The sequence below is a fragment of the Planococcus sp. MSAK28401 genome (assembly GCF_018283455.1).
GTDB classification, from domain to species: Bacteria; Bacillota; Bacilli; order Bacillales_A; family Planococcaceae; genus Planococcus; species Planococcus alpniumensis.
Genome location: NZ_JAAMTH010000001.1, coordinates 982,848 through 1,008,852, shown reverse-complemented (window position 1 = coordinate 1,008,852; position 26,005 = coordinate 982,848). Strand labels below are relative to the sequence as shown.

General features: G+C 49.4%; 16 protein-coding genes, 3 rRNA genes and 3 riboswitches. All 19 genes read right to left on the bottom strand.

Features of this window, described 5'->3' with window-relative positions; all coding sequences use genetic code 11:
- Positions 1 to 5: 5 nt before the first annotated feature.
- A complete protein-coding gene (gene purB / locus G3255_RS05075) occupies positions 6 to 1,301 on the bottom strand; it encodes an adenylosuccinate lyase (protein ID WP_121301268.1) in 1,296 nt (431 codons plus the stop codon).
- 16 nt (positions 1,302 to 1,317) lie between these two features.
- A complete protein-coding gene (gene purK, locus G3255_RS05070; RefSeq protein ID WP_211653582.1) occupies positions 1,318 to 2,442 on the bottom strand; it encodes a 5-(carboxyamino)imidazole ribonucleotide synthase in 1,125 nt (374 codons plus the stop codon).
- Positions 2,439 to 2,927, bottom strand: a complete 489-nt coding sequence (gene purE, locus G3255_RS05065) for a 5-(carboxyamino)imidazole ribonucleotide mutase (protein WP_211653581.1) — start codon at positions 2,925 to 2,927, stop codon at positions 2,439 to 2,441. Before purE ends, purK begins: the two co-directional genes overlap by 4 nt.
- A gap of 136 nt (positions 2,928 to 3,063) precedes the next feature.
- Positions 3,064 to 3,164, bottom strand: a riboswitch (purine riboswitch).
- Positions 3,165 to 3,249: 85 nt separating this feature from the next.
- Positions 3,250 to 3,438 (bottom strand): NETI motif-containing protein, encoded by a 189-nt coding sequence (locus G3255_RS05060; RefSeq protein ID WP_211653580.1) that lies wholly within the window; start codon positions 3,436 to 3,438, stop codon positions 3,250 to 3,252.
- Complete coding sequence (locus tag G3255_RS05055; RefSeq protein WP_211655768.1) at positions 3,435 to 3,956, bottom strand: DUF2179 domain-containing protein; 522 nt, start codon at positions 3,954 to 3,956, stop codon at positions 3,435 to 3,437. Before G3255_RS05055 ends, G3255_RS05060 begins: the two co-directional genes overlap by 4 nt.
- A 172-nt stretch (positions 3,957 to 4,128) precedes the next feature.
- Positions 4,129 to 4,244 (bottom strand): 5S ribosomal RNA (gene rrf, locus G3255_RS05050).
- Positions 4,245 to 4,310: 66 nt separating this feature from the next.
- A 23S ribosomal RNA gene (locus G3255_RS05045) occupies positions 4,311 to 7,243 on the bottom strand.
- 190 nt (positions 7,244 to 7,433) lie between these two features.
- Positions 7,434 to 8,984, bottom strand: a 16S ribosomal RNA gene (locus G3255_RS05040).
- Together the 16S, 23S and 5S rRNA genes form the textbook arrangement of a ribosomal RNA operon.
- Before the next feature lie 472 nt (positions 8,985 to 9,456).
- Complete coding sequence (locus G3255_RS05035; RefSeq protein WP_211653579.1) at positions 9,457 to 10,794, bottom strand: NCS2 family permease; 1,338 nt, start codon at positions 10,792 to 10,794, stop codon at positions 9,457 to 9,459.
- A 109-nt stretch (positions 10,795 to 10,903) separates the two neighbouring features.
- A riboswitch (purine riboswitch) is annotated at positions 10,904 to 11,005 on the bottom strand.
- 114 nt (positions 11,006 to 11,119) lie between these two features.
- Entirely contained in the window at positions 11,120 to 12,658 is a 1,539-nt protein-coding gene (gene guaA / locus G3255_RS05030; RefSeq protein ID WP_211655767.1) for a glutamine-hydrolyzing GMP synthase, read from the bottom strand.
- A gap of 125 nt (positions 12,659 to 12,783) precedes the next feature.
- Positions 12,784 to 12,885: riboswitch (purine riboswitch) on the bottom strand.
- Between the two features lie 31 nt (positions 12,886 to 12,916).
- Positions 12,917 to 15,103, bottom strand: a complete 2,187-nt coding sequence (locus tag G3255_RS05025; protein ID WP_211653578.1) for a transglutaminase TgpA family protein — start codon at positions 15,101 to 15,103, stop codon at positions 12,917 to 12,919.
- Positions 15,100 to 16,275: a DUF58 domain-containing protein gene (locus G3255_RS05020; RefSeq protein WP_249222230.1), complete on the bottom strand. Its 1,176-nt coding sequence runs from the start codon at positions 16,273 to 16,275 to the stop codon at positions 15,100 to 15,102. The genes G3255_RS05025 and G3255_RS05020 overlap by 4 nt, the downstream gene beginning before the upstream one ends.
- Before the next feature lie 35 nt (positions 16,276 to 16,310).
- Positions 16,311 to 17,261 (bottom strand): AAA family ATPase, encoded by a 951-nt coding sequence (locus tag G3255_RS05015; protein WP_211653576.1) that lies wholly within the window; start codon positions 17,259 to 17,261, stop codon positions 16,311 to 16,313.
- Positions 17,262 to 17,445: 184 nt separating this feature from the next.
- Positions 17,446 to 18,279 carry an NAD(+) synthase gene (gene nadE / locus G3255_RS05010; RefSeq protein ID WP_211653575.1) on the bottom strand — a complete coding sequence of 278 codons (834 nt, stop codon included), beginning with the start codon at positions 18,277 to 18,279 and terminating at the stop codon, positions 17,446 to 17,448.
- An 11-nt stretch (positions 18,280 to 18,290) separates the two neighbouring features.
- Positions 18,291 to 19,760: a nicotinate phosphoribosyltransferase gene (locus tag G3255_RS05005; RefSeq protein WP_211653574.1), complete on the bottom strand. Its 1,470-nt coding sequence runs from the start codon at positions 19,758 to 19,760 to the stop codon at positions 18,291 to 18,293.
- Between the two features lie 479 nt (positions 19,761 to 20,239).
- Positions 20,240 to 21,925: a dihydroxy-acid dehydratase gene (ilvD, locus tag G3255_RS05000; RefSeq protein ID WP_211653573.1), complete on the bottom strand. Its 1,686-nt coding sequence runs from the start codon at positions 21,923 to 21,925 to the stop codon at positions 20,240 to 20,242.
- Positions 21,926 to 22,268: 343 nt separating this feature from the next.
- Positions 22,269 to 23,705, bottom strand: a complete 1,437-nt coding sequence (locus G3255_RS04995; protein WP_211653572.1) for an aldehyde dehydrogenase family protein — start codon at positions 23,703 to 23,705, stop codon at positions 22,269 to 22,271.
- 15 nt (positions 23,706 to 23,720) lie between these two features.
- Positions 23,721 to 24,773, bottom strand: coding sequence for a homoserine dehydrogenase (locus G3255_RS04990; RefSeq protein WP_211653571.1), 1,053 nt, complete (start codon positions 24,771 to 24,773; stop codon positions 23,721 to 23,723).
- Positions 24,763 to 25,998 carry a M20 metallopeptidase family protein gene (locus tag G3255_RS04985; protein ID WP_211653570.1) on the bottom strand — a complete coding sequence of 412 codons (1,236 nt, stop codon included), beginning with the start codon at positions 25,996 to 25,998 and terminating at the stop codon, positions 24,763 to 24,765. The genes G3255_RS04990 and G3255_RS04985 overlap by 11 nt, the downstream gene beginning before the upstream one ends.
- Between the last annotated feature and the right edge of the window lie 7 nt (positions 25,999 to 26,005).

The window sequence follows — 26,005 nt, the reverse complement described above, 5'->3', positions numbered from 1 at the left end:
TCCGTTTAATTTAATTCGAGACGGTTGAAGATCATATCGACTTGCTGCAAGTGGTGGTTGTAATCAAAGCAATCATCCAACTCTTCTTTTGTCAGCTGCGATGTGATTGTGTCATTCGCTTCTACTACCTTACGGAAAGAAGTCTGTGTTTCCCAAGCTTCCATTGCACAAGGCTGAACCGTATCATATGCCGCTTCACGCGCCATCCCTTTATCGATCAACGTCAGCAGTACGCGCTGCGAATAAATCAATCCAAGAGTCGAATCCATATTGCGCTTCATGTTCTCCGGGAACACCGTCAAGTTTTTGACGATATTGCCGAAACGGTTAAGCATATAGTTCAACGCAATCGTTGCATCCGGCAAGATAACGCGTTCAGCAGATGAATGTGAGATATCGCGTTCGTGCCATAATGAGACGTTTTCATAAGCCGTCATCATATAGCCGCGAATGAGGCGTGCAAGACCTGTCATATTTTCAGAACCGATCGGGTTGCGTTTATGAGGCATTGCCGATGATCCCTTTTGTCCTTTAGCGAAAAACTCTTCGACTTCTCTTGTTTCGGACTTTTGCAAACCACGGATTTCCGTCGCAAATTTCTCGATGGATGAAGCGATCAAGGCAAGCGTGCTCATGTATTGTGCATGGCGGTCACGCTGCAAAGTTTGTGTGGAAATGCGTGATGCAGCAATTCCTAAGTTTTTGCATACATATTCTTCAACAAACGGGTCGATATTCGCGTACGTTCCAACCGCACCAGACATTTTGCCCGTTTCGATCGATTTCGCTGCCGCTTCAAAACGCTCCAGGTTACGCTTCATTTCCTCGTGCCAAAGCGCCAACTTCAAACCGAATGTCGTCGGCTCTGCGTGAACACCGTGTGTACGGCCCATCATGACCGTCATTTTATGCTCTTTCGCTTTCACCGCTAAAATATCGATGAAGTTCGTCAAATCTTTGCGCAGGATTTCATTCGCCTGCTTCAAAAGATAAGAAAGTGCCGTATCGACAACATCTGTTGACGTCAATCCGTAATGCACCCATTTGCGTTCTTCCCCAAGCGTTTCGGAAACCGCACGCGTGAAAGCAACAACGTCATGGCGCGTTTCTTCTTCAATTTCTAGAATACGGTCGACTGAAAATCCTGCATTCTCACGGATTTTCGCCACGTCTTCTTTCGGGATATCGCCGATTTCTGCCCAAGCTTCACAAGCGAGGATTTCAACTTCCAACCAAGCCTGGTATTTGTTTTCTTCTGTCCAAATGGCACCCATTTCCGGGCGTGTATAACGTGCGATCATATTCTATATCCTCCAATTATTCCGGCCAAATGCCAGATGCGTCGATTTCGTTAAGTGTTTGATTTATATCGTTAGTCAAAATGGTCACATGCCCCATTTTGCGTTTGTGTTTTGCTTCGTCCTTGCCGTATAAATGAATCGACCAGTCCGGATAATGCGCAATTTTCGTCGTGAGCGGCGCTACATGCTCGCCCAGTACATTGACCATGACAGCCGAACTCCAAAGCTTCGGTTCTCTTAACGGCCACCCGCAAATGGCGCGGATGTGCTGATGGAATTGCGAAATGTTCGTCGCTTCAATTGAATAATGACCTGAATTATGAGGACGCGGCGCTAGTTCGTTGACCAGGATTTCGCCATCCGGCAATACGAACATTTCCACCGCAAGCGTTCCGACCATCTGTAGATGTTCAGCAATCGCTTCTGCCGCCTTTTTCGCTTTTGTTAACGTCTCTTCACTAACTCGTGCAGGGACGATTGTTTGATGCAATATATGATCTTTATGGATATTCTCCCCAATCGGCAATATGGCCGTTTCACCTAAAGTATTACGCTGGATAACGACGGATATTTCCATTGTGAAATCAATAAACGCTTCTGCCACGCAATCCCCATTTTGGAACAGGGCTTCCGCTTCTGGTAACTGTTCCGCATTTCCCACGATTTGTTGGCCTTTGCCGTCATATCCGCCTCTAGCCGTTTTAACGACAAAAGGATAATCCAAATTTTTAATTCGCTCTTTTAATTCATCAAATGTAGATGCTTCTATATAATGCGCTATCGGCACGCCAGCTTCTCGAATGGCTTGTTTCTCGAAAATCCGGTTTTGTGTGACGCCGATTAACTCAGCCCCTTGAGGCACATAAGCGATTTTGGTTAAATGGCGGAGCCCGTCCACATCAATATTTTCGAACTCATAAGTGATGACATCACTCACTTCTGCCAATTCTTCCAGCGCTTCTGAATCATTGAATGGGGCCACGATTTGAATATCTGCAACTTGCCCGGTTGGCGAATCCATGCCTGGATCCAAAACCGCAATCTTAAATCCTGCTTCCTTTGCTGCCAGCGCCATCATGCGGCCTAACTGCCCGCCGCCGATAATACCGATCGTCTGTCCAGGTAAGATCGTTCTTGTCATACCAGATCACCTGAACTTTCCAATACAGCTTGCGCACTCCGCTTGCGTCTTTCTTCCAAAGCCTGCGCTGCTTCTTTATCGACCGTCCCAAGAATCTGGGCAGCCAGGAGTCCCGCATTAATTGCACCGGCTTTACCGATCGCGACCGTCGCGACAGGCACCCCCCCAGGCATCTGAACAATCGACAATAATGAATCCATCCCATTCAAGGCCTTAGACTGAACAGGAACCCCGATAACCGGCAAAGTAGTTTTTGCCGCGACCATTCCTGGCAAATGAGCAGCACCGCCAGCTCCTGCAATGATTACATGCAAACCGTTGCTGCGTGCTTCCTCTGCATAGCTGAACATCAAATCCGGCGTCCGGTGGGCTGATATCACTTTTTTCTCATAGCCGATCTTCAGTTCATCTAGAACCTCGCATGCATGTTTCATCGTTTCCCAATCACTCGAACTTCCCATAATAACGCCGATTCGCGGATTCATTCAATAACCTCTCTTTCAAAAGTAAAAAGCCCTCAAATAAACTGCTCACATGACGTGAAAAGCAGTTTACTTAAGGACTTTGATTCAACGAAAACATACGTGATGGCATAAAAAAGCACATCCTCCGTTATAAGTACCATAAGTTGCTTTCCCGCATAGTCCGGACATTTACGGTGTCCTGGTAGAGACGCAGAAGCCAATTCCTCTGCATATATGGGGTTTCCTTATTAATCATAACAAGATGGTTCATATGCGTCAATGGTAAAGTCGAACGATAAACAATACCTCCCTTTTAACGTTCGTGTTTATTACCCATCATCTGCTATTTTTCGATTTTATTACCTTTAAACTTGATAATCTGGCGGACAGGTACAGGCTCTCCATTAATTTCTTCAAATAAGGGCTCTTCTTTACGGCCAACAGCCATATACCCCTCTTTTTTCATTCGGTTCAGACAGTCTTCCATCGTCTCGTGTTCCTGTACTTCGAACCAGATTGTCTTTTTACTCATTTAAATAATCTACCTCTTTTCACTTGTTTTACCCAGAATCCACCATGAATCGTTTTCGGTTCATAGGCTATAATAAAAGCTTTTGGATCGATCTCTTGAATTGTTTTATATAATTTTAACTCCCATTTCCGAGGAGTCAAAATCTGCATGGCTTGACGTCCGCCATCTCTGCCATTTGCCTCCCAATCAGTTACTCCATAGCCTTTTTCACGCAATTTCTGGGGAAGCTCATCACTTTCATGGTTACTAATAACATTAACTGTTATATAGCCGAGCGCCATTTTCTCCTCGATTTTGGAACCGATAACAACTCCGGAGCCATAGCCAATTGCATAAGCAATCAAATTTTGAATTTGATCTAAATTATCCAGCACAAGACCTAGTCCAACTATATAGATAACCACTTCAATCATGCTGACAAACGCAGCCATATAACGGAAGCCTTTCAACGTCATAATCATTCGCACTGTAAAGAAAGTGACATAGACAATATTGATAGAAAATATTATTATAACCATCAACCATGGGTTAATATCCAATTTCCGCACCCTTTCCTTCGCAATTAAATTTCATATTAGGTCAATCAAAGTGCGAATGCAAGAGGGAATAGGACTTGTTTCAGAAAAAAATAAAAATGATTTCATAAAAAAAAGCCGTTACCGGAATGAACCGGTAACGGCCTTTCTACTTGCCCAGCAACGTCCTACTCTCACAGGGGGAAACCCCCAACTACCATCGGCGCAAAAGAGCTTAACTTCCGTGTTCGGGATGGGAACGGGTGTGGCCTCTTTGCCATCATCACTGGACTATGTTGAGCTTGTTCGCTCAAAACTGGATAAATCGACATTGTGGGAAACGTGCGTTTCAGTTTGTTGGTTAAGTCCTCGATCGATTAGTATTCGTCAGCTGCACGTGTCGCCACGCTTCCACCCCGAACCTATCTACCTCATCGTCTTTGAGGGATCTTACTTGCTTGCGCAATGGGAAATCTCATCTTGAGGGGGGCTTCGTGCTTAGATGCTTTCAGCACTTATCCCGGCCACACATAGCTACCCAGCGATGCTCTTGGCAGAACAACTGGTACACCAGCGGTGTGTCCATCCCGGTCCTCTCGTACTAAGGACAGCTCCTCTCAAATTTCCTGCGCCCGCGACGGATAGGGACCGAACTGTCTCACGACGTTCTGAACCCAGCTCGCGTACCGCTTTAATGGGCGAACAGCCCAACCCTTGGGACCGACTACAGCCCCAGGATGCGATGAGCCGACATCGAGGTGCCAAACCTCCCCGTCGATGTGGACTCTTGGGGGAGATAAGCCTGTTATCCCCGGGGTAGCTTTTATCCGTTGAGCGATGGCCCTTCCATGCGGAACCACCGGATCACTAAGTCCGTCTTTCGACCCTGCTCGACCTGTCCGTCTCGCAGTCAAGCTCCCTTGTGCCTTTACACTCTGCGAATGATTTCCAACCATTCTGAGGGAACCTTTGAGCGCCTCCGTTACTCTTTAGGAGGCGACCGCCCCAGTCAAACTGCCCGCCTGACACTGTCTCCCAAGCCGCTAAGGCTTGTGGGTTAGAAGTTCAATACAACCAGGGTAGTATCCCACCGACGCCTCCCCCGAAGCTGGCGCTCCGGGTTCTCTGGCTCCTACCTATCCTGTACAAGTTGCACCAAAATTCAATATCAGGCTACAGTAAAGCTCCACGGGGTCTTTCCGTCCTGTCGCGGGTAACCTGCATCTTCACAGGTACTATAATTTCACCGAGTCTCTCGTTGAGACAGTGCCCAGATCGTTACGCCTTTCGTGCGGGTCGGAACTTACCCGACAAGGAATTTCGCTACCTTAGGACCGTTATAGTTACGGCCGCCGTTTACTGGGGCTTCGGTTCGCACCTTCGCTTGCGCTAAGCACTCCCCTTAACCTTCCAGCACCGGGCAGGCGTCAGCCCCTATACGTCACCTTACGGTTTTGCAGAGACCTGTGTTTTTGCTAAACAGTCGCCTGGGCCTATTCACTGCGGCTCTCTCGGGCTGTAACACCCTACCAGAGCACCCCTTCTCCCGAAGTTACGGGGTCATTTTGCCGAGTTCCTTAACGAGAGTTCACTCGCTCACCTTAGAATTCTCTTCTCGCCTACCTGTGTCGGTTTGCGGTACGGGCACCTCCCGCCTCGCTAGAGGCTTTTCTTGGCAGTGTGAAATCAGGGACTCTGAGGTTAAACCTCTTGCCATCACTGCTTGATGTACATAGAAACGGGATTTGCCTCGTTTCTCATCTCACAACTTGGACGTGCACAACCAACGGCACGCTCACCCTATCCTTCTGCGTCCCCCCATTACTCAAACGGCGGGGAGGTGGTACAGGAATATCAACCTGTTGTCCATCGTCTACGCCTATCGGCCTCGACTTAGGTCCCGACTAACCCTGAGCGGACGAGCCTTCCTCAGGAAACCTTAGGCATTCGGTGGACGGGATTCTCACCCGTCTTTCGTTACTCATACCGGCATTCTCACTTCTAAGCGCTCCACCAGTCCTTCCGGTCTGACTTCAACGCCCTTAGAACGCTCTCCTACCACGGACATCTACGATGTCCATCCACAGCTTCGGTAATCCGTTTAGCCCCGGTACATTTTCGGCGCAGTGTCACTCGACCAGTGAGCTATTACGCACTCTTTAAATGATGGCTGCTTCTAAGCCAACATCCTGGTTGTCTAAGCAACGCCACATCCTTTTCCACTTAACGGATATTTGGGGACCTTAGCTGGTGGTCTGGGCTGTTTCCCTCTTGACTACGGATCTTATCACTCGCAGTCTGACTCCCAAGCATAAATCACTGGCATTCGGAGTTTGTCTGAATTCGGTAACCCGGGATGGGCCCCTAGTCCAAACAGTGCTCTACCTCCAGGATTCTCTTCTTGAGGCTAGCCCTAAAGCTATTTCGGAGAGAACCAGCTATCTCCAGGTTCGATTGGAATTTCTCCGCTACCCACACCTCATCCCCGCACTTTTCAACGTGCGTGGGTTCGGGCCTCCAGTAAGTGTTACCTTACCTTCACCCTGGACATGGGTAGATCACCTGGTTTCGGGTCTACAACTGCATACTCACTCGCCCTATTCAGACTCGCTTTCGCTGCGGCTCCGGCTTCTCACCTTAACCTTGCATGCAATCGTAACTCGCCGGTTCATTCTACAAAAGGCACGCTATCACCCATTAACGGGCTCTAACTACTTGTAGGCACACGGTTTCAGGATCTATTTCACTCCCCTTCCGGGGTGCTTTTCACCTTTCCCTCACGGTACTGGTTCACTATCGGTCACTAGGGAGTATTTAGCCTTGGGAGATGGTCCTCCCGGATTCCGACGGAATTTCTCGTGTTCCGCCGTACTCAGGATCCACTCTGGAGGGAACGAACTTTCAGCTACGGGGCTATTACCCTGTCTTGCGGACCGTTCCAGGTCGCTTCGCTTAATCCGTTCCTTTGTAACTCCGTATAGAGTGTCCTACAACCCCAGAAGGCAAGCCTTCTGGTTTGGGCTGATCCCGTTTCGCTCGCCGCTACTTGGGGAATCGCATTTGCTTTCTCTTCCTTCAGGTACTTAGATGTTTCAGTTCCCTGAGTCTGCCTTCTCATGTGCTATGTATTCACACATGGATACTGCTCCATTACGAACAGTGGGTTTCCCCATTCGGAAATCCCCGGATCACAGCTCACTTACAGCTCCCCGAGGCATATCGGTGTTAGTGCCGTCCTTCTTCGGCTCCTAGTGCCAAGGCATCCACCGTGCGCCCTTATTAACTTAACCACTGAATGGTCAAAAAAAATAAGTTGATCGCAAAGCGATCACGCTACTTGATGCTTGTTTCTTAATCAATGTCGATCTATCCAGTTTTCAAAGAACAAGTTTGAAAGTGCTCCGCAAGGAGTGAACCTTCAAAACTGAACGCAAAACGTCAACCCGATCCGTTAAGAATCGGCTCCGATATAATCCTTAGAAAGGAGGTGATCCAGCCGCACCTTCCGATACGGCTACCTTGTTACGACTTCACCCCAATCATCTGTCCCACCTTCGGCGGCTGGCTCCCGTAAGGGTTACCCCACCGACTTCGGGTGTTACAAACTCTCGTGGTGTGACGGGCGGTGTGTACAAGGCCCGGGAACGTATTCACCGCGGCATGCTGATCCGCGATTACTAGCGATTCCGGCTTCATGCAGGCGAGTTGCAGCCTGCAATCCGAACTGAGAACGGTTTTCTGGGATTGGCTCCCCCTCGCGGGTTTGCAGCCCTTTGTACCGTCCATTGTAGCACGTGTGTAGCCCAGGTCATAAGGGGCATGATGATTTGACGTCATCCCCACCTTCCTCCGGTTTGTCACCGGCAGTCACCTTAGAGTGCCCAACTGAATGCTGGCAACTAAGATCAAGGGTTGCGCTCGTTGCGGGACTTAACCCAACATCTCACGACACGAGCTGACGACAACCATGCACCACCTGTCACCGCTGTCCCCGAAGGGAAAGCCTAGTCTCCTAGGCGGTCAGCGGGATGTCAAGACCTGGTAAGGTTCTTCGCGTTGCTTCGAATTAAACCACATGCTCCACCGCTTGTGCGGGCCCCCGTCAATTCCTTTGAGTTTCAGCCTTGCGGCCGTACTCCCCAGGCGGAGTGCTTAATGCGTTAGCTGCAGCACTAAGGGGCGGAAACCCCCTAACACTTAGCACTCATCGTTTACGGCGTGGACTACCAGGGTATCTAATCCTGTTTGCTCCCCACGCTTTCGCGCCTCAGCGTCAGTTACAGACCAGAAAGTCGCCTTCGCCACTGGTGTTCCTCCACATCTCTACGCATTTCACCGCTACACGTGGAATTCCACTTTCCTCTTCTGCACTCAAGTCCCCCAGTTTCCAATGACCCTCCACGGTTGAGCCGTGGGCTTTCACATCAGACTTAAAGGACCGCCTGCGCGCGCTTTACGCCCAATAATTCCGGACAACGCTTGCCACCTACGTATTACCGCGGCTGCTGGCACGTAGTTAGCCGTGGCTTTCTGGTGAGGTACCGTCAAGGTACCAGTAGTTAGTTGGTACTTGTTCTTCCCTCACAACAGAGTTTTACGATCCGAAAACCTTCTTCACTCACGCGGCGTTGCTCCGTCAGACTTTCGTCCATTGCGGAAGATTCCCTACTGCTGCCTCCCGTAGGAGTCTGGGCCGTGTCTCAGTCCCAGTGTGGCCGATCACCCTCTCAGGTCGGCTACGCATCGTGGCCTTGGTGAGCCGTTACCTCACCAACTAGCTAATGCGCCGCGGGCCCATCCTGCAGTGACAGCCGAAACCGTCTTTCCGTGTGGCCTCATGAGAGGCCGCAAACTATTCGGTATTAGCACCGGTTTCCCGGAGTTATCCCGATCTGCAGGGCAGGTTGCCCACGTGTTACTCACCCGTCCGCCGCTAAAATGTTGGAGCAAGCTCCAACATCTCCGCTCGACTTGCATGTATTAGGCACGCCGCCAGCGTTCGTCCTGAGCCAGGATCAAACTCTCCATTATAGAGTAGTTGATTGCTCAATACTGCTGGCGTATCGCCGTCTAAAAGACGCGCGATTCGCTTGATCTGCCGAAGCTGATCAGTAGTTGTGCCGCGATCACTCGCGGCTGTATTATTGACGTTTTGCTGTTCAGTTTTCAAGGTTCATGTTGTGCGCCTCTCTTGGCGACTTGACTAATATAGCACGCTAGAAAAATCCCGTCAAGCTTTTATGAGAAACTTTTACTCTTCTTATTATAACGTAATATTCTTAATATTCAACTAAAAAATTATTACAGTTTTGAAAGGAGTTCGCTTCCTTTCATACAAATACTTCCCTCCTCCTCCAACCGTTAATAATGATGTACGTAAATAGAAAGATAATCATAAATGAACCAATCATTAACAATTCGTTTAAATAGGTTTCCTACTATATAGAAGAAAGATTTCTTATAGACATAAAAAAGCCGCCGACATAAGTCGACAGCTTCTCTATTAAGCAAGAAATATAAAATACAATACAAAGATAACAAACAGTCCATACATGATAGGGTGGATTTCTTTTCTTCTTCCCGCGACCATCATCGTGATTGGATAGAAGATGAATCCGATCGCGATGCCGGTTGCGATACTATAACCAAGCGGCATTGCAATCATTGTGAGAAATGCTGGAACAGCGATTTCAAATTTACCCCATTCAATCTGGCCAAGAGCCGACACCATCAAGACTCCAACGATTATCAACGCAGGCGCTGTCACCGCACTTGTGATCACTGACAATAATGGGTAAAAAAGAATCGCAACCAAGAAAAGGATCCCTGTAACCACTGAAGCAAAACCGGAACGCGCTCCAGCCGCTACACCGGCTGTCGATTCGATGTATGAAGTTGTTGTTGACGTGCCGAAGATCGCTCCACTCACTGTCGCAATTGAATCCGCAAGCAAAGCTTTTCCAGCGCGCGGCAATTTATTATCCTTCATTAAGCCCGCTTGATTCGCTACTGCCACCAACGTTCCAGCTGTATCAAAAAAGTCTACAAACAAAAATGTTAGGACGATGACAAGGAACTGAATGGTCATCAATGAACCTGGGTCGTTGAAGATCGGTTCAAGCGCAACACCGAATGTCGGTGCGAGGCTTGGGACATTCAAATCGATGATAGCCGTCGGCAAGCTGACTACTTGGAAGATCATCCCGACTACAGCAGCGATTAAAATCCCGAAGAAAATTCCACCCTTCACTCCGCGAACCATCATGATCACTGTGACAAACAAACCGAAAATCGCGAGCAGAGCTGAACCGGTCGTCAAATCACCAAGCCCAACAAGCGTATCGGGATTTCCTACAACAATCCCCGCATTCTGTAGACCGATAAATGTAATGTAAAGTCCGATGCCGGCACCCACTGCATATTTCAGTTGAGCCGGGATGGCGTTGATGATTGTTTCGCGAATGCCTGACAAAGTCAGCAGAATAAAAATTAATCCTGAAACCAACACGCCGGTCAAGGCAGTTTGCCAAGGCACTCCGTACGTAAGAACAACTGTATAGGAGAAGAAAGCGTTGAGCCCCATGCCCGGCGCTAGAGCAAGCGGGTATTTAGCGACGATTCCCATTAACAGGCTGCCGATAGCGGCTGCTAAAGCCGTTGCCATAAATACTGCTCCGTAATCCATTCGGAGGGCAGGATCCAAATCAGGAATCGAGTCCATGGTCAGCGTCAACGGGTTGACCACCAAGATATAAGCCATTGCCAAGAATGTAGTTAAACCGCCAATAAATTCCTGACGATAGTTTGTTCCAAGTTCTTCAAATTGAAAATACTTCTTCATGCATAATTCCTCCGTATGCTTTTGTATAAGTCTACGAAAAAAACGCATACAGCGATTTGCCGTATGCGTCCGATTATCCCCGTCCGAAAACAGAGAGTCCGCCTATTTTATAAGGCGGACAAAAAATCGTAGTCGGATCATTTACGGTGAACCGGTAGAAACTCTCAGGCCATATTCCTGAATTTATACGACAAGCTTATTTAATTTCATTTATAGAATACCACGATAGGTATGGAAAAACAAGGTGAAACACGAACAATTATCTATTTTTTTAACTGAAAGTTCGTAAAATAGAAAAACGGCTGCTATTAGCAGCCGTTTGTTTCTATTCCCACTCGATAGTTGCAGGTGGCTTGCTCGTAATATCGTATAATACACGGTTGATGTGATCTACTTCGTTGACGAGGCGAACGCTGATTTTCTCGAGCACATCCCATGGGATACGCGCCCAGTCGGATGTCATGCCGTCGATTGAAGTAACTGCGCGGATACCGATTGCATAATCGTATGTGCGGGCATCGCCCATGACGCCGACGCTGCGGATATCCGGAAGCACTGTGAAGTATTGCCAGACGTCGCGGTCAAGGCCGGCTTTCTTGATTTCATCGCGCAAAATCCAATCCGATTCGCGGACGATTTCGAGTTTTTCTTCCGTGACCGCTCCCATAATACGAATGCCAAGGCCTGGGCCCGGGAATGGCTGGCGCCAAACGATTTCATCAGGCATGCCAAGTTCAGTGCCAAGTGCACGCACTTCATCTTTGAACAAGGTGTTGAGCGGTTCGATCAATTCGAATTGCATGTCTTCAGGCAACCCGCCCACGTTGTGGTGGGATTTGATTGTTTGGGCAGTCGTTGTGCCGCTTTCGATAATATCTGTATAGAGCGTCCCTTGGGCAAGGAAGTCCATGCCTTTCAGTTTCTCTGCTTCATCGTCGAACACATAGATGAATTCATTGCCGATGATTTTACGTTTTTGTTCAGGGTCGCTGATGCCTTCAAGTTTTTTCATGAAGCGCTCGCGGGCATCGATCTTGATGACGTTCATATGGAAACCGTCGGCGAAGGTTTTCATGACGCTCTCAGCTTCCCCTTTGCGAAGCAGGCCGTGGTCTACGAACATGCACGTCAATTGATCGCCGATTGCTTTATGGATCAAGACGGCAACAACAGAAGAATCGACGCCGCCGCTTAGTGCACAAAGGACTTTCTTGTCGCCCACTTGCTCACGGATTTTCGCGATTTCCAATTCGATGTAGTTTTCCATCGACCATTCGTCTTTCATGCCGCAGACATCGAAGACGAACTGGCGCAGCATTTCATTTCCGTAAACGGAGTGGCGTACTTCCGGGTGATACTGGACTCCATACAGTTTGCGCTCTTCGTTTGCCATTGCTGCAATCGGGCAGCCAGGGCTTGTAGCGATGACATCAAATCCAGGAGGTGCCGCTGTGACAAGGTCGCCGTGGCTCATCCAGACGATTTGTTCTTCTGGCACATCTTTGAAAATGGAGCTTTCTTTCGTCAAGGTCAATTCGGCTTTGCCGTATTCGCGGTTAGAAGCTTTTTCGACTTTCCCTTCCATACGCAATGCCATCAATTGCATGCCGTAGCAGATGCCTAGTATCGGCAGTCCCATTTCAAAAATTTCCGGATCGATGGAGAATGCATTTTCGTCATAGACGGAATTCGGTCCGCCTGAGAAGATGATTCCCGTTGCGTTCATTTCCTTGATTTCAGTCGCGGTAATCGTGTGCGGGTGGAGTTCGCTATAGACACCGATTTCACGGATGCGGCGTGTGATCAATTGGTTGTATTGGCTGCCGAAATCCAAGACGACGATTTTTTTCTGTTCCTTTAACATAGGGCTGACTGGCAAATCCTTCACCTCTTCTATTCGATTCAGGCCACAATATAAAAAAGAACGCGAAAAATCACTCCTCGCGTTCTTGTCCTCTACGTTAAAAAGACGAATGCGCATGCAAATAAGCATGCGTCATCCGCCTTCATAGTCAAGTCATTTCCGGTGACTTGGTAGAGACATCCGAACCGTATCATCGGACATATATGAGGGCACTGTATTCTATAATTTTCTCAATTGTACAGGCTAGTGTTTTCAAAATCAACCGCTTGTCCGATTGATTAAATTTTCCCAACTTTCCTTCAGTTTCGGCCAATCAACGGATTGGGCGTCCCCGCCGTAAACGGATTTTTCATACGCTGCCGTCAACTCCGTCATCTCTTTCGTTCCAAAGAATGAATCGACGTATTCGGCGTATGAACGCAAGGTTTGACCCGGAGCCCGTTTTATTCCATAAAGTTCCAACTGCTTCAAGAGCCGCAGATAGGCTTTTTCAAAGGTTTCCGCGTCCCCTACTTTTCTGCGGTAATACGGAATCAGCACTTTGGGCATCCATTTTTTACGGACCTTGAAGAGCATGAATGCGAGCAACAGCAAACCAATTGTTGCTGCGATGAGCTTGCCAGCCTGTTCGGAGACAAAAGCAAGGAAACGCTCACCCACCGTCGGGCCGGCGTTTGTTCCTGCGTCGCCGTCCGATTGTTCTGGCTGTGCTTCGGGTTCGGGTTCAGGGCGGTCCGGCATCTCCTCTTCTTCCGGTTCGGACGTATCGATTTCCAAATCGAAATCAATCGATGAGGCACCGGTAAAGCCGATGGTTGGTTCGAACATCATCCAGCCCACGCCTGGCATATAAGCTTCTACCCAAGAATGCGCGTTGTTATTGGTAACTTCGTATACATCGTAGCCATCCACTGTATCAATGACTTCCCCTTCATTGAAGCCTTTTACCCAGCGCGCAGGAATATCGAGCGAACGCAGCAAAACGACCATTGAAGTTGAGAAATTATCGCAATACCCACGCTGCGTTTCAAAAAGGAATTGATCAACATAATCTTGGTCTTCCTCGGGAACAGCGATGCCGCTTTGGCTGTATTCAAACCCGTTGGTGCCAAAATAGCGTTCGACTGCCTGCGCCTGGCCATAAACAGTATCTGACCCGGCGGCGATTTCTTGTGCCAGTTCCCCAACCCGCTCAGGCAATTCGTCAGGCAATTGCAAGTAGCGATCGTACTCTGAAGGTAGTTCAGACAGATCTTCTGTATCTGTTTCACGCAATGCTGTCAGGCTATAGGAAGGTTCGCTATAGAACACTTCATAGACATCTGGTTCAAAAGCGGCATTCTCCTGTAATGTGTCGAAACGCTGTTGAATTGGATCGTAACGATAATCCAGTGTTTCTTCCATTAAGAAAGAAGCAGTGCCGTAAGGATAGAGAACGAACGGGAATGGCAGCTGCATATCGACGAGTGCCGAAGAACGCTCTTCCCCTGTTGGGGGAAAGTCTGTCGCGACTTCATCGCCGTTTTGGTAAAGCTGTTCTTGTGCATCTTCTTCAGAAAGCTCCCATCCTTTTGTCGTATAGACGTCTTTCACTTCAACTTTCCAGTACTGGCCTTCTTCGACTTCCGCCCTGAAGACGGTGGTATCATCAGACTCGAAAGAGCCGCCAAGCTGTGAATCATCGACGCCGTAGCCTATGCGTCCGACGCCTCCTTCACCAACACCGCCTTTTCCGGAATAGGAGGTAATGTACGGAACAGGATCCGGCCAAATCGGCTCTGCTTTCGGTAAATAGAACGCAAGTGCGGTTGAAGCGACCAACAGCAATAATAACGGGATCGAAAAAACTAGTAATTTATCCGTCTTGGCCGCTGCTCCGTGACGTTCCATCCATCTGGCCAAATGCAATAAACCCGCCAGCAATAAACCAATGACCATGATGCGGACAATCGCTGCATCACCCGAATAAGGACTGAACGTATCCAGAACAGCAACGAAAATGACCGTCAATAGATAGAAGAGGAAGATGCTCAGACGGAAACTGACCCAATAATGGATAAGATAGATGGCCATCCATAACAGCGCAAAAAACAGGACAGTGCGAAATACATCAGTGGTCGCTTGCCAATCTTGGCTGAAGAGCGCCGATAAGCTGATGCTCGCCTGCTCTACGACAAACCGTATGCTTTCTGCCGTAAAGAAGAGATTTCCTGTGTAAACATAGACGATGAACCACAGAATATAGAACAACTTCAAGGGACCGGTGATCCACCACGGAACGTCGAAGAACGCCATAACGAGACCCAATGCCACAAATACCAAAAACAGCTCGTGATGTCCGGTCTCGGTTAATTCGATGACAGGGCGCAGCCATTCAGACAATAGGAAAAACACCAAGATATATAGTAAGCCCATAAATACTTTATTTTTTCTGATGGATGTCATGAACGGTTCGCCTCCATAAACGCCGAAGCGAAATTCTCTGGCCCGATAACTTTCACATGGAACCCTTTGGACCTTGCATATTGATGGTTTTTTTCGTCTTCCGGGGTGATTGACTGCCCTGCTTCTGTTACGACCAGGCATAAACACTGGCTCAAGCTTGTTACGTTTCGGCGGATTTCATCGACCATTTCGCGGGACAACGAACCTGTTACATAGACCAGGCTCGACACGCGAACTTGCTTCAGATCCTGTCCGACCACTGCTTCGATCGGCCGGTCCAAATCATCCTGGACTTTCGCCAAATGATAGAGTGCGCGCTGCAATTGTTCATCGCTTTGGATCAGCGGGAAAAATGCTCGCGGCGTGCCGGCGGATAAATAGGCGACACTGGCATGGGATGCCACCACAGAAGTGAGAATCGAAGCGATCAGCTCGACTTGAATTTCGAAGCTTTCGGACGGGGAACGGTCATCAAGCAAGAATAAATCCTGCGATTGACGGTCTTCGAATTCTTTCGTGCGCATCGTCTGCGTTCGCGCAAATGATTTCCAATGTATCCACGAGACCCGATCTCCGGGCTGATAATCACGGATCCCACTCGCCATTGTCGTATCTTTCACTAAGGTAAATGGCGCTGCGATGGAGCCCTGGTCAAAACTGGAACCAATCGGGCGGTACATCATTTCAACAGTATTCGGATAAACCAAGATGGACTGTCGTGCTGGCAACAGCTGGCGTTTTTTTACCCATCCGAAAAAATCAGCGGTTTCTACCGTGACACCTTCTAAAACATGCTCGCCTCTTGGCATCTCCCCGATTTCATAAGTCCAGGAAAATTCCCGGCGAAACCCAGGGAGCAACAGCTGACGGCCTGCATCGGCCATACGGACTTTAAGCCGTGCAGATTGCGACTGTTCTTCGAGGACGGTGTAAAGCAACGGAAACGGGAACGCCCGCCGTACGGTGACAGTGGCCGAAAAGCGATGGCCATTCCGCACTCGTGGGGTGTGGACTATCCGTTCTGCGCGCAAATTCCGCAACGGATAGAACGACAACAAGACAGAGTAGAGAATGAAAGGCACAGATACGTAGAAAATGAACCAACTGACGAAACCGCCTTGAAACATGGCGAACGAAAAAGTCAAAAAAAGCAGGATGAGCACAAAGATCATCCTGCCCGAAGAACCTAAAATTTGTTTGACCCGCTTCATTGATTCACAAGCCTTTGTACAGGAACACGCGTCTTGGCAATGATGCGCTCTGTCAGTTCTTCGGCTGTAATGCCGTCATAGCGGGCTTCCGAACGGAGCATAATACGGTGGCCAAAGACGAATTTCGCTAAATATTGGATATCATCCGGAGTGACATAATCACGCCCTTTGAGCATGGCATAGGCTTGAGCTGCCTTCATCAAGGCAATCGAGCCGCGCGGGCTGACACCAAGATAAACATAAGGATCGCGGCGGGTTTGGGTCGCGAGTTCTACAATATAGGTACGAATCGTCTCGTCCACACGAATCGTCCGCACTTCCTCCTGCAATTTGAGCAATTCTTCCAGCGTCAACACGGATTCAAGTTCTTCGATTGGCGGAATCGACTGGGAACGTGTCAATACTTCGATTTCTTCTTGCCGCGTCGGATAACCCATTTTCACTCTTAGCAAAAAGCGGTCCAATTGCGCTTCCGGCAATGGATAGGTTCCTTCGTATTCAATCGGGTTTTGTGTCGCCATGACGAAAAATGGTTTAGGGATCTGCATCGTCACGCCATCTGTCGTGACCGACGCCTCTTCCATCGCTTCCAATAATGCGGACTGCGTTTTTGGTGACGTTCGGTTGATTTCATCCGCCAAGACGATATTGCCCATGATTGGGCCTGGCCGGAAATGGAATTGCATGTCTTTCGGGTTGTAGATGGAGACACCCACTACGTCTGAAGGCAGCAAATCCGGGGTGAACTGGATGCGCTTGAAATCCGCTCCAACTGATTTTGCCAGCGCCCGGACAAGCATTGTCTTACCGACACCTGGAACATCTTCAAGCAAAACATGGCCGTGCGATAACAAAGCGACCAAACTCAACTCGGCGATTTCACGTTTCCCGATAATCACTTTTTCGATATTATCTATGACTTTTCCTAATCGTTCTGTCGCTTTCATATCGGTTCCTCCCATATAAGTGAAAAAGGTTTTGAATTATCACAATCTTACTGCCATCATATCGGATTCCAGGCGATAACTCAACTGAGCCATCACGGCAGGCCGGTTTAACGGATTCCTTTGAACTGCCGCTTAAAATAAAAAAACGGGAAAAGCACATGCTTTTCCCGCCCACTGATCTTATTTAATTATTTTTCCAAAAGTCATCGAAGATCGTCACCGGCAGATTGCGTTTATGCTGGGTTTTCAAGTAATAGCCTTCCAGTTTTTCACGCGCATCATCGGCAATTTCCTTGCCTTCCAGATAATCGTCGATCTGCTCGTAAGTGATGCCAAGCGCGACTTCATCCGGAATGGCCGGTTTATCTTCTTCCAAGTCGGCTGTCGGTACTTTCGTATACAAATGCTCCGGTGAGCCGAGCGCCTTCAACATTTCACGTCCTTGCCGCTTGTTCAACCGGAACAAAGGCACCACATCAGCCGCACCATCGCCATATTTCGTATAGAAACCGGTAATCGCTTCAGCTGCATGGTCAGTACCGAGCACGACCGCATTGTGCATTGCCGCCACCGAATATTGGGCTTTCATGCGTTCACGCGCTTTTTCGTTGCCTTTTGCAAAATCGGTCAGCTTGATGCCCTCCGCCTCTAGCGCGCGGTCGCTGCCATCGACAGCTTCTTTGATGTTAATGGTATAGACTTTCGTCGGCTGGATAAATTTGATGGCATCCTGAGCATCGTGCTCATCGGCTTGGACGCCGTATGGCAGGCGCACACCGTAAAAACTATAAATTTGGTCGCCTGTTTCCTCATTCAGTTCATCAACGGCCATTTGTGCCAGTTTGCCGGCAAGCGTCGAATCCTGCCCGCCGGAAATACCGAGCACAAAACCTTTTAGGAATGAATGGTGCTTTAAGTATTCTTTGAGGAATTCGACCGTGCGCTTGATCTCTTCCTGTGGATTAATGGAAGGTGCTACCTTCAATTCATTGATAATCTGCTGTTGTAATGTCGACATATGGATCCCCCTTATTTGTTGGTGAATTCCTGAACCGATTCCCGTACTTCCTGGATATTCTGCATTTTATTGTTCCAACATTTTTCACTTAAATCGACCGGGTATTCTTCCGGGTTAAGTGACCGTTTGTACTCTTCCCAAAGCAAATCGAGCGTTCCTACCGCATACTTCTGTATTTCCTCAAGCGGCGGGTTTTCGTAGACGACTTGGCCTGCTTTGATGACTTGTTGATGAATATTGACGGCATCGAAGTTGGTGACGAACTTCGAGACGAATGTATGGACTGGGTGGAACATTTTCAAACGTTCTTCAGAAGCCGGGTTTTCGTCGTGCATCGTGATGTAATCACCTTCTGATTTTCCATTTTCCCTATCTATAATCCGGTAAACGTTTTTCAACCCGGGCGTCGTCACTTTTTCCGCATTGCCGGAAATCTTGATGGTGTCTTCCATTTCGCCTGCACTGTTTTCAATCGAGACGAGTTTATATACCGCGCCTAGCGCCGGCTGGTCATAGGCAGTGATAAGCTTCGTCCCGATTCCCCATGCATCGACGCGTGCTCCCTGTGCTTTCAAGTTGAGGATCGTGTATTCATCCAAATCGTTGGAAACGACCACTTCGGTGTCAGGGAACCCTGCTTCATCGAGCATTTTACGTGCTGCTTTCGATAAAAAGGCGATATCGCCGCTGTCTAGGCGGATGCCACGGAAATTGATTTTGTCCCCGAGCTCCTTCGCCACTTGGATGGCGATGGGCAAGCCAGACTTCAAGGTATCGTATGTGTCGACCAAAAAGACACATTCACGATGGCGCTTTGCATATGCATGGAACGCCTCATATTCGTCCTTATAGGCCTGAATCATGGAATGGGCATGTGTGCCGGCTGCTGGAATGCCAAATAATTTGGCGGCACGTGTATTGCTCGTCGCTTCCAAGCCGCCGATATATGCGGCACGGGTGCCCCAAATCGCTGCATCCATTTCCTGTGCGCGACGTGTGCCAAATTCCATGACGCGTTCTGTGCCAACGACTTGTTTGATGCGGCTCGCTTTGGTGGCAATCAAGGTTTGGTAATTGACGATATTAAGCAATGCCGTCTCGACCAATTGCGCTTCCAAAAGAGGCGCTTCGATGCGAATCAGCGGTTCATTCTGAAAAACAAGCTCGCCTTCGACGACTGAATAGACATCTCCTGTAAAGCGAACTTCTTTTAAATAATCAAGGAAATCATCTTGATAACCGAGTTCATCTCGTAAATATGTAATATCACTTTCCGAAAAATGGAAGTTTTTTAAATAATCGAGTACTCGCTCAAGCCCCGCAAATGTGGCATAACCATTGCCGAATGGCAATTTCCGGAAAAACAATTCAAAAACCGCTTTCCGTTCGTGCATTCCATCCGCCCAATAGGTTTCCGCCATATTGATTTGGTATAAATCGGTATGTAATGCCAAGCTATCATCTGCATAACGCGTTTCCACAAAAATCCCCTTCTTCCACGGTAATGACTATCATTATACATCAAATTTCTTATTTTATAAGATAATGAATTCACGAATAGGCCCTATCATTGACATATACCCAAAAATATGAGATAGTATTCAGAGTTAACTACGAGGTAACATATAAATTTTGATGACTGGCATTCTACGCAATGTTTTTGAAGATACTTATTCACACTGGCGCGATTACAGGATCGCAAGGACGTAAAAGAAGGTAGGGTTTACGTTGCTTAAGTTTAAAGCACCCAGTGGAACTATTACCGCGGCAATGAAAGCAAACACTTTCAATGGAAATGATTCCCCGTTCGTTACGGGTTAATATTTAAGTCAAAACACATGATTGTTACCTAATAAACAAAGGGCTGTTCTCATTTGAGGACAGCCCTTTTCCAATTCCTGCATGATTTAAAAGCAGCGCCGATCCGGTTCTATGCCCGGATCGGCGCTGCTGATTTCAATTATCGGTTCAAATAATCCGTGACGGCTCCCTTGGAAGAACAGGAAACATTATGCGCGTATTTGCCGAGAACGCCTTTGCGGTGAAGCGGTGGTGCGACCCATTCGCTTCTGCGCTTTTCAAGTTCTTCTTCGGAAACGTCCATGGAGATTTCCTGCAGATCCGAATCGATCGTCACCATATCACCTTCTTTGAGCAAGGCAATCGGGCCGCCTGACTGCGCTTCCGGTGAGATGTGTCCGACGACCAGGCCGTGCGTGCCGCCCGAGAACCTTCCATCGGTCAGGAGCGCAACGGATTCGCCCATGCCTTTTCCGACGAGGATCGCTGAAATCGACAGCATCTCCGGCATGCCCGGACCGCCTTTCGGGCCAACGTAACGGATGACCAAGACATCGCCATCGTTGATTTCGTTCGCCATGACCGCTGCAGTCGCTTCTTTTTCATTATCGAAGACGCGGGCTGGTCCTGTGTGGCGGTTGACTTTGACGCCGGACACTTTGGCGACGGCGCCTGTCGGAGATAGATTGCCTTTCAGGACGATCAACGGGCCGTCTTTTCGTTTCGGATTGTCGAACGGCATGATGACGTCTTGCCCTTCTGTCAGGCTCGGTGCTTCCTGCAAGTTTTGTGCGACAGTTTTTCCGGTGACCGTCATGCAATCGCCATGCAAATAGCCCGCTTCCAATAACACCTTCATGACAGCTTGAACGCCTCCTACGCGGTGGAGGTCCTGCATGACGTATTTGCCGCTCGGTTTCAGGTCCGCAATATGTGGAACCGTTTTTTGAAGGCGGTTGAAGTCATCGATCGTCAAATCCACTTCCGCAGCGTGTGCAATCGCAAGCAAGTGAAGGATGGCATTGGTAGATCCGCCAAGCGCCATGACGACCGTGATGGCGTTTTCGAACGCTTCTTTGGTCATGATGTCTTTCGGATAGATGCCAAGCTCCAGCAGATTATGCACTGCAGCACCTGCAGCTTCACAGTCCGCTTCCTTGTACTCAGACACTGCCGGATTCGAAGAACTTCCAGGCAAACTCATGCCCATCGCTTCAGCTGCTGACGCCATGGTATTCGCCGTATACATGCCGCCGCATGAACCTGCGCCAGGGCATGCACTGCATTCGATTTTGCGCAGCGCCGCATCGTCGATGGTGCCGTTATTATGTTGGCCGACGCCTTCGAAGACGGAAACGATGTCGATATCCTGGCTATTATAGCGCCCTGCTGCGATGGTGCCGCCGTAGACGAATACGGCCGGCACTTCGGAATTGGCGATGGCAATCAAACAGCCGGGAATGTTTTTATCGCAGCCGCCGATTGCCACAAGCCCGTCCAGGCTTTCCGCACCGACAACAGTTTCAATGGAATCCGCGATGACGTCGCGGCTCGATAGTGAATACTTCATGCCTTCCGTGCCCATCGAAATTCCGTCAGAAACGGTGATGGTGTTGAAGATAAACGGGACAGCCCCGGCTCCTTGAGCGCCTTTTTTCGCGGCTCTCGCCAATTCATCGATATGTATATTACAGGGCGTGACTTCGCTCCATGTGCTCGCGATGCCGACCATTGGCTGCTCGAAGCCTTCATCTGTCACTCCGACCGCCCGCAGCATGGCCCGGTTCGGGGCTTTCATCGGTCCTTCGCTGAAAACCTTACTCTTGATGCGCAAATCCTTCTTCATACGTATCCTATCCTTTCTTTTCTATGTATCTGCTCCTTGGATTCACAGGGCACTCAATGAATTTGACCGGCCCGGAAGAGTGACTAGCCAACAGCCAGGAAATAATTTTCCGGCTGATTTGAGTTTCTCTTTATTATAGAGGACATTTTTCAGAATTCAATGAATAAAACGATAATTAATAATGATATTTTACAATTCGTCACAGATATTCTATATGTATCCGCTTTCACACGGTATAAAAGCATTCCACCTATTCTCTGTCTTATTAAAGGTCCAATTTTACCTAGTACGCTATAACAATTAAAAAGCACATAGCTCATCTGCTATGCGCTTCGTCCTTCAGCTATCCCAATTTAAAACAGACCACTTTCGTATCGGTCATTTCCTGGATAGCGAATTTAACGCCTTCTCTGCCAAGCCCTGATTGCTTAACACCGCCGAACGGCATGGCATCGATGCGGAAATCGCTGCTGTCGTTGATCATGACACCGCCAACTTCGAGTTCTTCGATCGCACGATGGGCGTGATCGAGATTTTTCGTAAAGATCCCGGCTTGCAGCCCATAATCGACGGCATTTGCCCGTTTGATCGCTTCATCCAAATCAGCCACTCGATAGAGCAATACGACAGGGCCGAAGATTTCTTCTGCTGCGAGCGCACAGTCTTCTGGCACATCCGTGAGCACAGTCGGCGAATAAAATGCACCGTCCCGTTCGCCGCCAGTCTCGAGTGTGGCGCCTTTATCCAGCGCTTCCGCAACCAGCCGTTCGACGCGCTGCGCTTCTTTTTCCGTGATCAAAGGACCCATATCCGTCATTTCGGATTGCTTATCGCCAACGATATAGCGTTCAGTTTGCTCGACGAATTGTTCTTTGAACGAATCGAATACGCGGTCTTCGATATAGACCCGCTGTACGCCGAGGCAGTTTTGCCCAGCTGCCCAAAACGCGCCGGAAGCGCTTGATGCCACCGCATCTTCCAAATCGGCGTCTTGTAGGACGATGACCGGCGAATTCGATCCGAGTTCCATGCCCACTTTTTTCAGCCCTGCTTTTTTGGTGATCGCAAGCCCGGTCTCGACGCCTCCGGTAAAACTGATCATCCGGACGGCGGGATGTTCGACTAATACATCTCCGATTTCCCCACCTCTTCCGGTAATGACGGAAAGTATTTTTTCCGGCAACCCGGCGTGCGAAAAGGCGTGCGCCAATAACAGCGCGCTGAGCGGCGTGACAGTTGCCGGTTTGACGATGATGGCATTGCCCGATGCAATCGCTGGGCCGACTTTATGCGCTACCAGGTTCAGCGGATCGTTGAACGGTGTGATTGCCCCGATGATGCCGAGCGGAAAGCGCCGATAATAGCCGACTTTACCGATTCCGCCGGGCGATTGGTCGAACGGAATCGTTTCACCGGTGATGCGCCTCGCTTCTTCTGAACTCAAGCGCAAAGTTTCAACTGCCCGGCCCACTTCTTTTCGCGCTTCGCGAATGGTCTTGCTGCTTTCTTTAGAGATGGTGCGCGCATAGTGTTCTGCATTTGCTTCGATATAATCCGCTGCTTTCCCGATAATTTGCATGCGTTCAACGACCGGCATCCGCGCAGCAACTTGTGCGCCTGATTTGGCTGCCTCGATGCACGCCTCCATATCTTCCTTCGTTGCGGCAGGCACCCGGTCGACAAGCGTGCTATCTTGAGGATCGATGACATCGATCCATTGTTTTCCGTCTACCCATTCACCTGCCAAAAACATTTTCCGTCCTTCAACATGTGTTGCCATCTATTCTTCCTCCTTTCATGACCGCACCGCTTTCCTGGCTTTCGCGATCGTCAATAAGTCGATGAGCAAGGAAAAGCCGGTTTCTGTTTTGCCTGCTCCTGCGCCGCTCAAGGTGACCGGCCCTAGCAGGTCGGTCTCGTAAGTGATGGCATTGAATGCTCCTGAAACACCAGCAAGGGGGTCATCCAGCGGCACTTTTTCCGCCGCGACTTTCGCTGAAACCAGCCCGTTTTCTTTCTTTGCCGAAGCGATCAGCTTCCAGCGCTTGCCTTCAACGCGTGCTTGTTCGATCAGTTCCGGCGTCATTTTCGAAATGCCTGTGCATTCGATGTCTTCGACGGATAAAGGCATACCCATGACATGCTGCGTAAGGATGGCAATCTTATAGCGCGCATCGAACCCTTCGACATCGCTCGTCGGGTCCGCTTCTGCATAGCCGAGCTTTTGTGCTTCCTTGAGCGCTGCTTCATAAGTCTCACCTTCGTCCATGCGCATGAGCATAAAATTGGTCGTGCCGTTCAAGATGCCGCGGATTTCAGTGATGTCATTTCCGGCAAGCGTTAGTTTCGGCATCCGCAAGGCAGGCGTCCCGCTCATGACCGTACCTTCAAAGCCCCAGGAGACATTGTGCTTATTTGCCAACGCCGAGAGCTCCTGATACGCGAGCGCAACCGGCCCTTTATTAGTCATGACGACATTCTTGCCGCTTTGGAAAGCTGCGCGGCAATGGTCGATTGCCGGCTGGCCGGTTTTCACGTCGGTATAGGAGACTTCCACCACCGTGTCAGCGTTCGATTGCCGAATCGTCTCAAGGCTATTCCAGCCCGTGACGAGCCCTTCTTTTTTCGGGTAGCTTTCCAAACTTCCGGTCTTTTGTACAGCGTCCAAGACCGCTTCGAGATCGAGCCCATCCGGATGGTATAACGAGCCTTTCTTGAAATCGGATATCGCGACGACTTTCGCCTCGAAACCTTCCTGCTCCTTCAGGCTTTGCCGTTTGTTTTGCAGGATTTCCGCGAGCCCTTGGCCGACGACGCCGAATCCGATAAATGCCAGTTTATGTGTCATGCTGCTCCTCCTGTTCTCCTTGCCAACCTGTTTGCGTGAAAAAGCCGATTACCGCATTGGCTAATATGGCGGCTCCAAGCGGCAGGCTGCGCTCATCGACATCGAAATGCGGCGTATGCAAATCACGCTCGATTCCGTCATCCAGCGAACAGCCGAGGAAAAACATCGCCCCCGGCAGCTGTTGCGTGACATAAGCGAAGTCTTCGCCTCCCATGCCGAACGCCTGATGAATGAACTTTATAGATGGATCCGTTTTTTGGATAGCTTTTGTGATCTGTTCATTCACATGCCGATCATTGATTAACGCAGGCTCTCCCCGCTGGTAATGGAAGGAATAATCGCCGCCCAGATGTTTCGCGAGTGCGAATGCATCGCGGATTTCCATTTCGAGCAGATCACGCGTGCTGGCTGAATAGCTTCGCACAGTGCCTTCCACTTGAACTTCGTGCGGGATGATATTGCTGGCAGTTCCTGCATGGATTTGCCCGACACTGACGACCGCGGGTTCGAGTGCGGATACTTTCCGCGGCACGATGCCATGCAGCGCCTGCAAAATGAGGCCGAGCATCCAAGTCGGGTCGCTGCCGAGTTCTGGATACGCACCATGGCCGCCAGTTCCCAGGATCGAGCCATGAAAGACATCGACGTTCGCCATGCTGATGCCGTCGTGCATTTGAACTTCCCCAACCGATAGCCACGGGCACATGTGAAGCGCAATCGCCAGCTGCGCGCCGTCATAAGCACCCGCTTCCAACAGATACGGTGAGCCTGACCTGGACTCTTCGTCGATCATTTCTTCTGCGGGCTGGAAAATGAACTTGACTGTTCCGCCCAATGGCTTGTCCCGGAAGTAGTCCGCAAGAAGCGAAGCGGCTCCGAGCAAGATGGCGGCATGCGCATCGTGTCCGCAGGCGTGCATGATCCCTGGGATTTTCGACCGGTAAGCGCATGTATTCGCTTCGTCGATCGGCAAGGCATCGATATCCGCACGCAGCGCAATCATCGGTTCCTGCCCGGTTCCGAGCGTTGCGATCACGCTCGTCTGCACGCCGATTCCACGGTTGACTGTGATGCCATCGATCGTCGCCAAAACCGATGCGATAAAATCCGCTGTCTCGAATTCCTGGAAGCTCAGCTCCGGAAATTGATGCAGCGTCCGCCGCCATTCGCTGAACTTTCCGCTCATCTTTTCCGCTGCATTCAGAAGTTCATCTTTGTCCTGCATGTTGTTC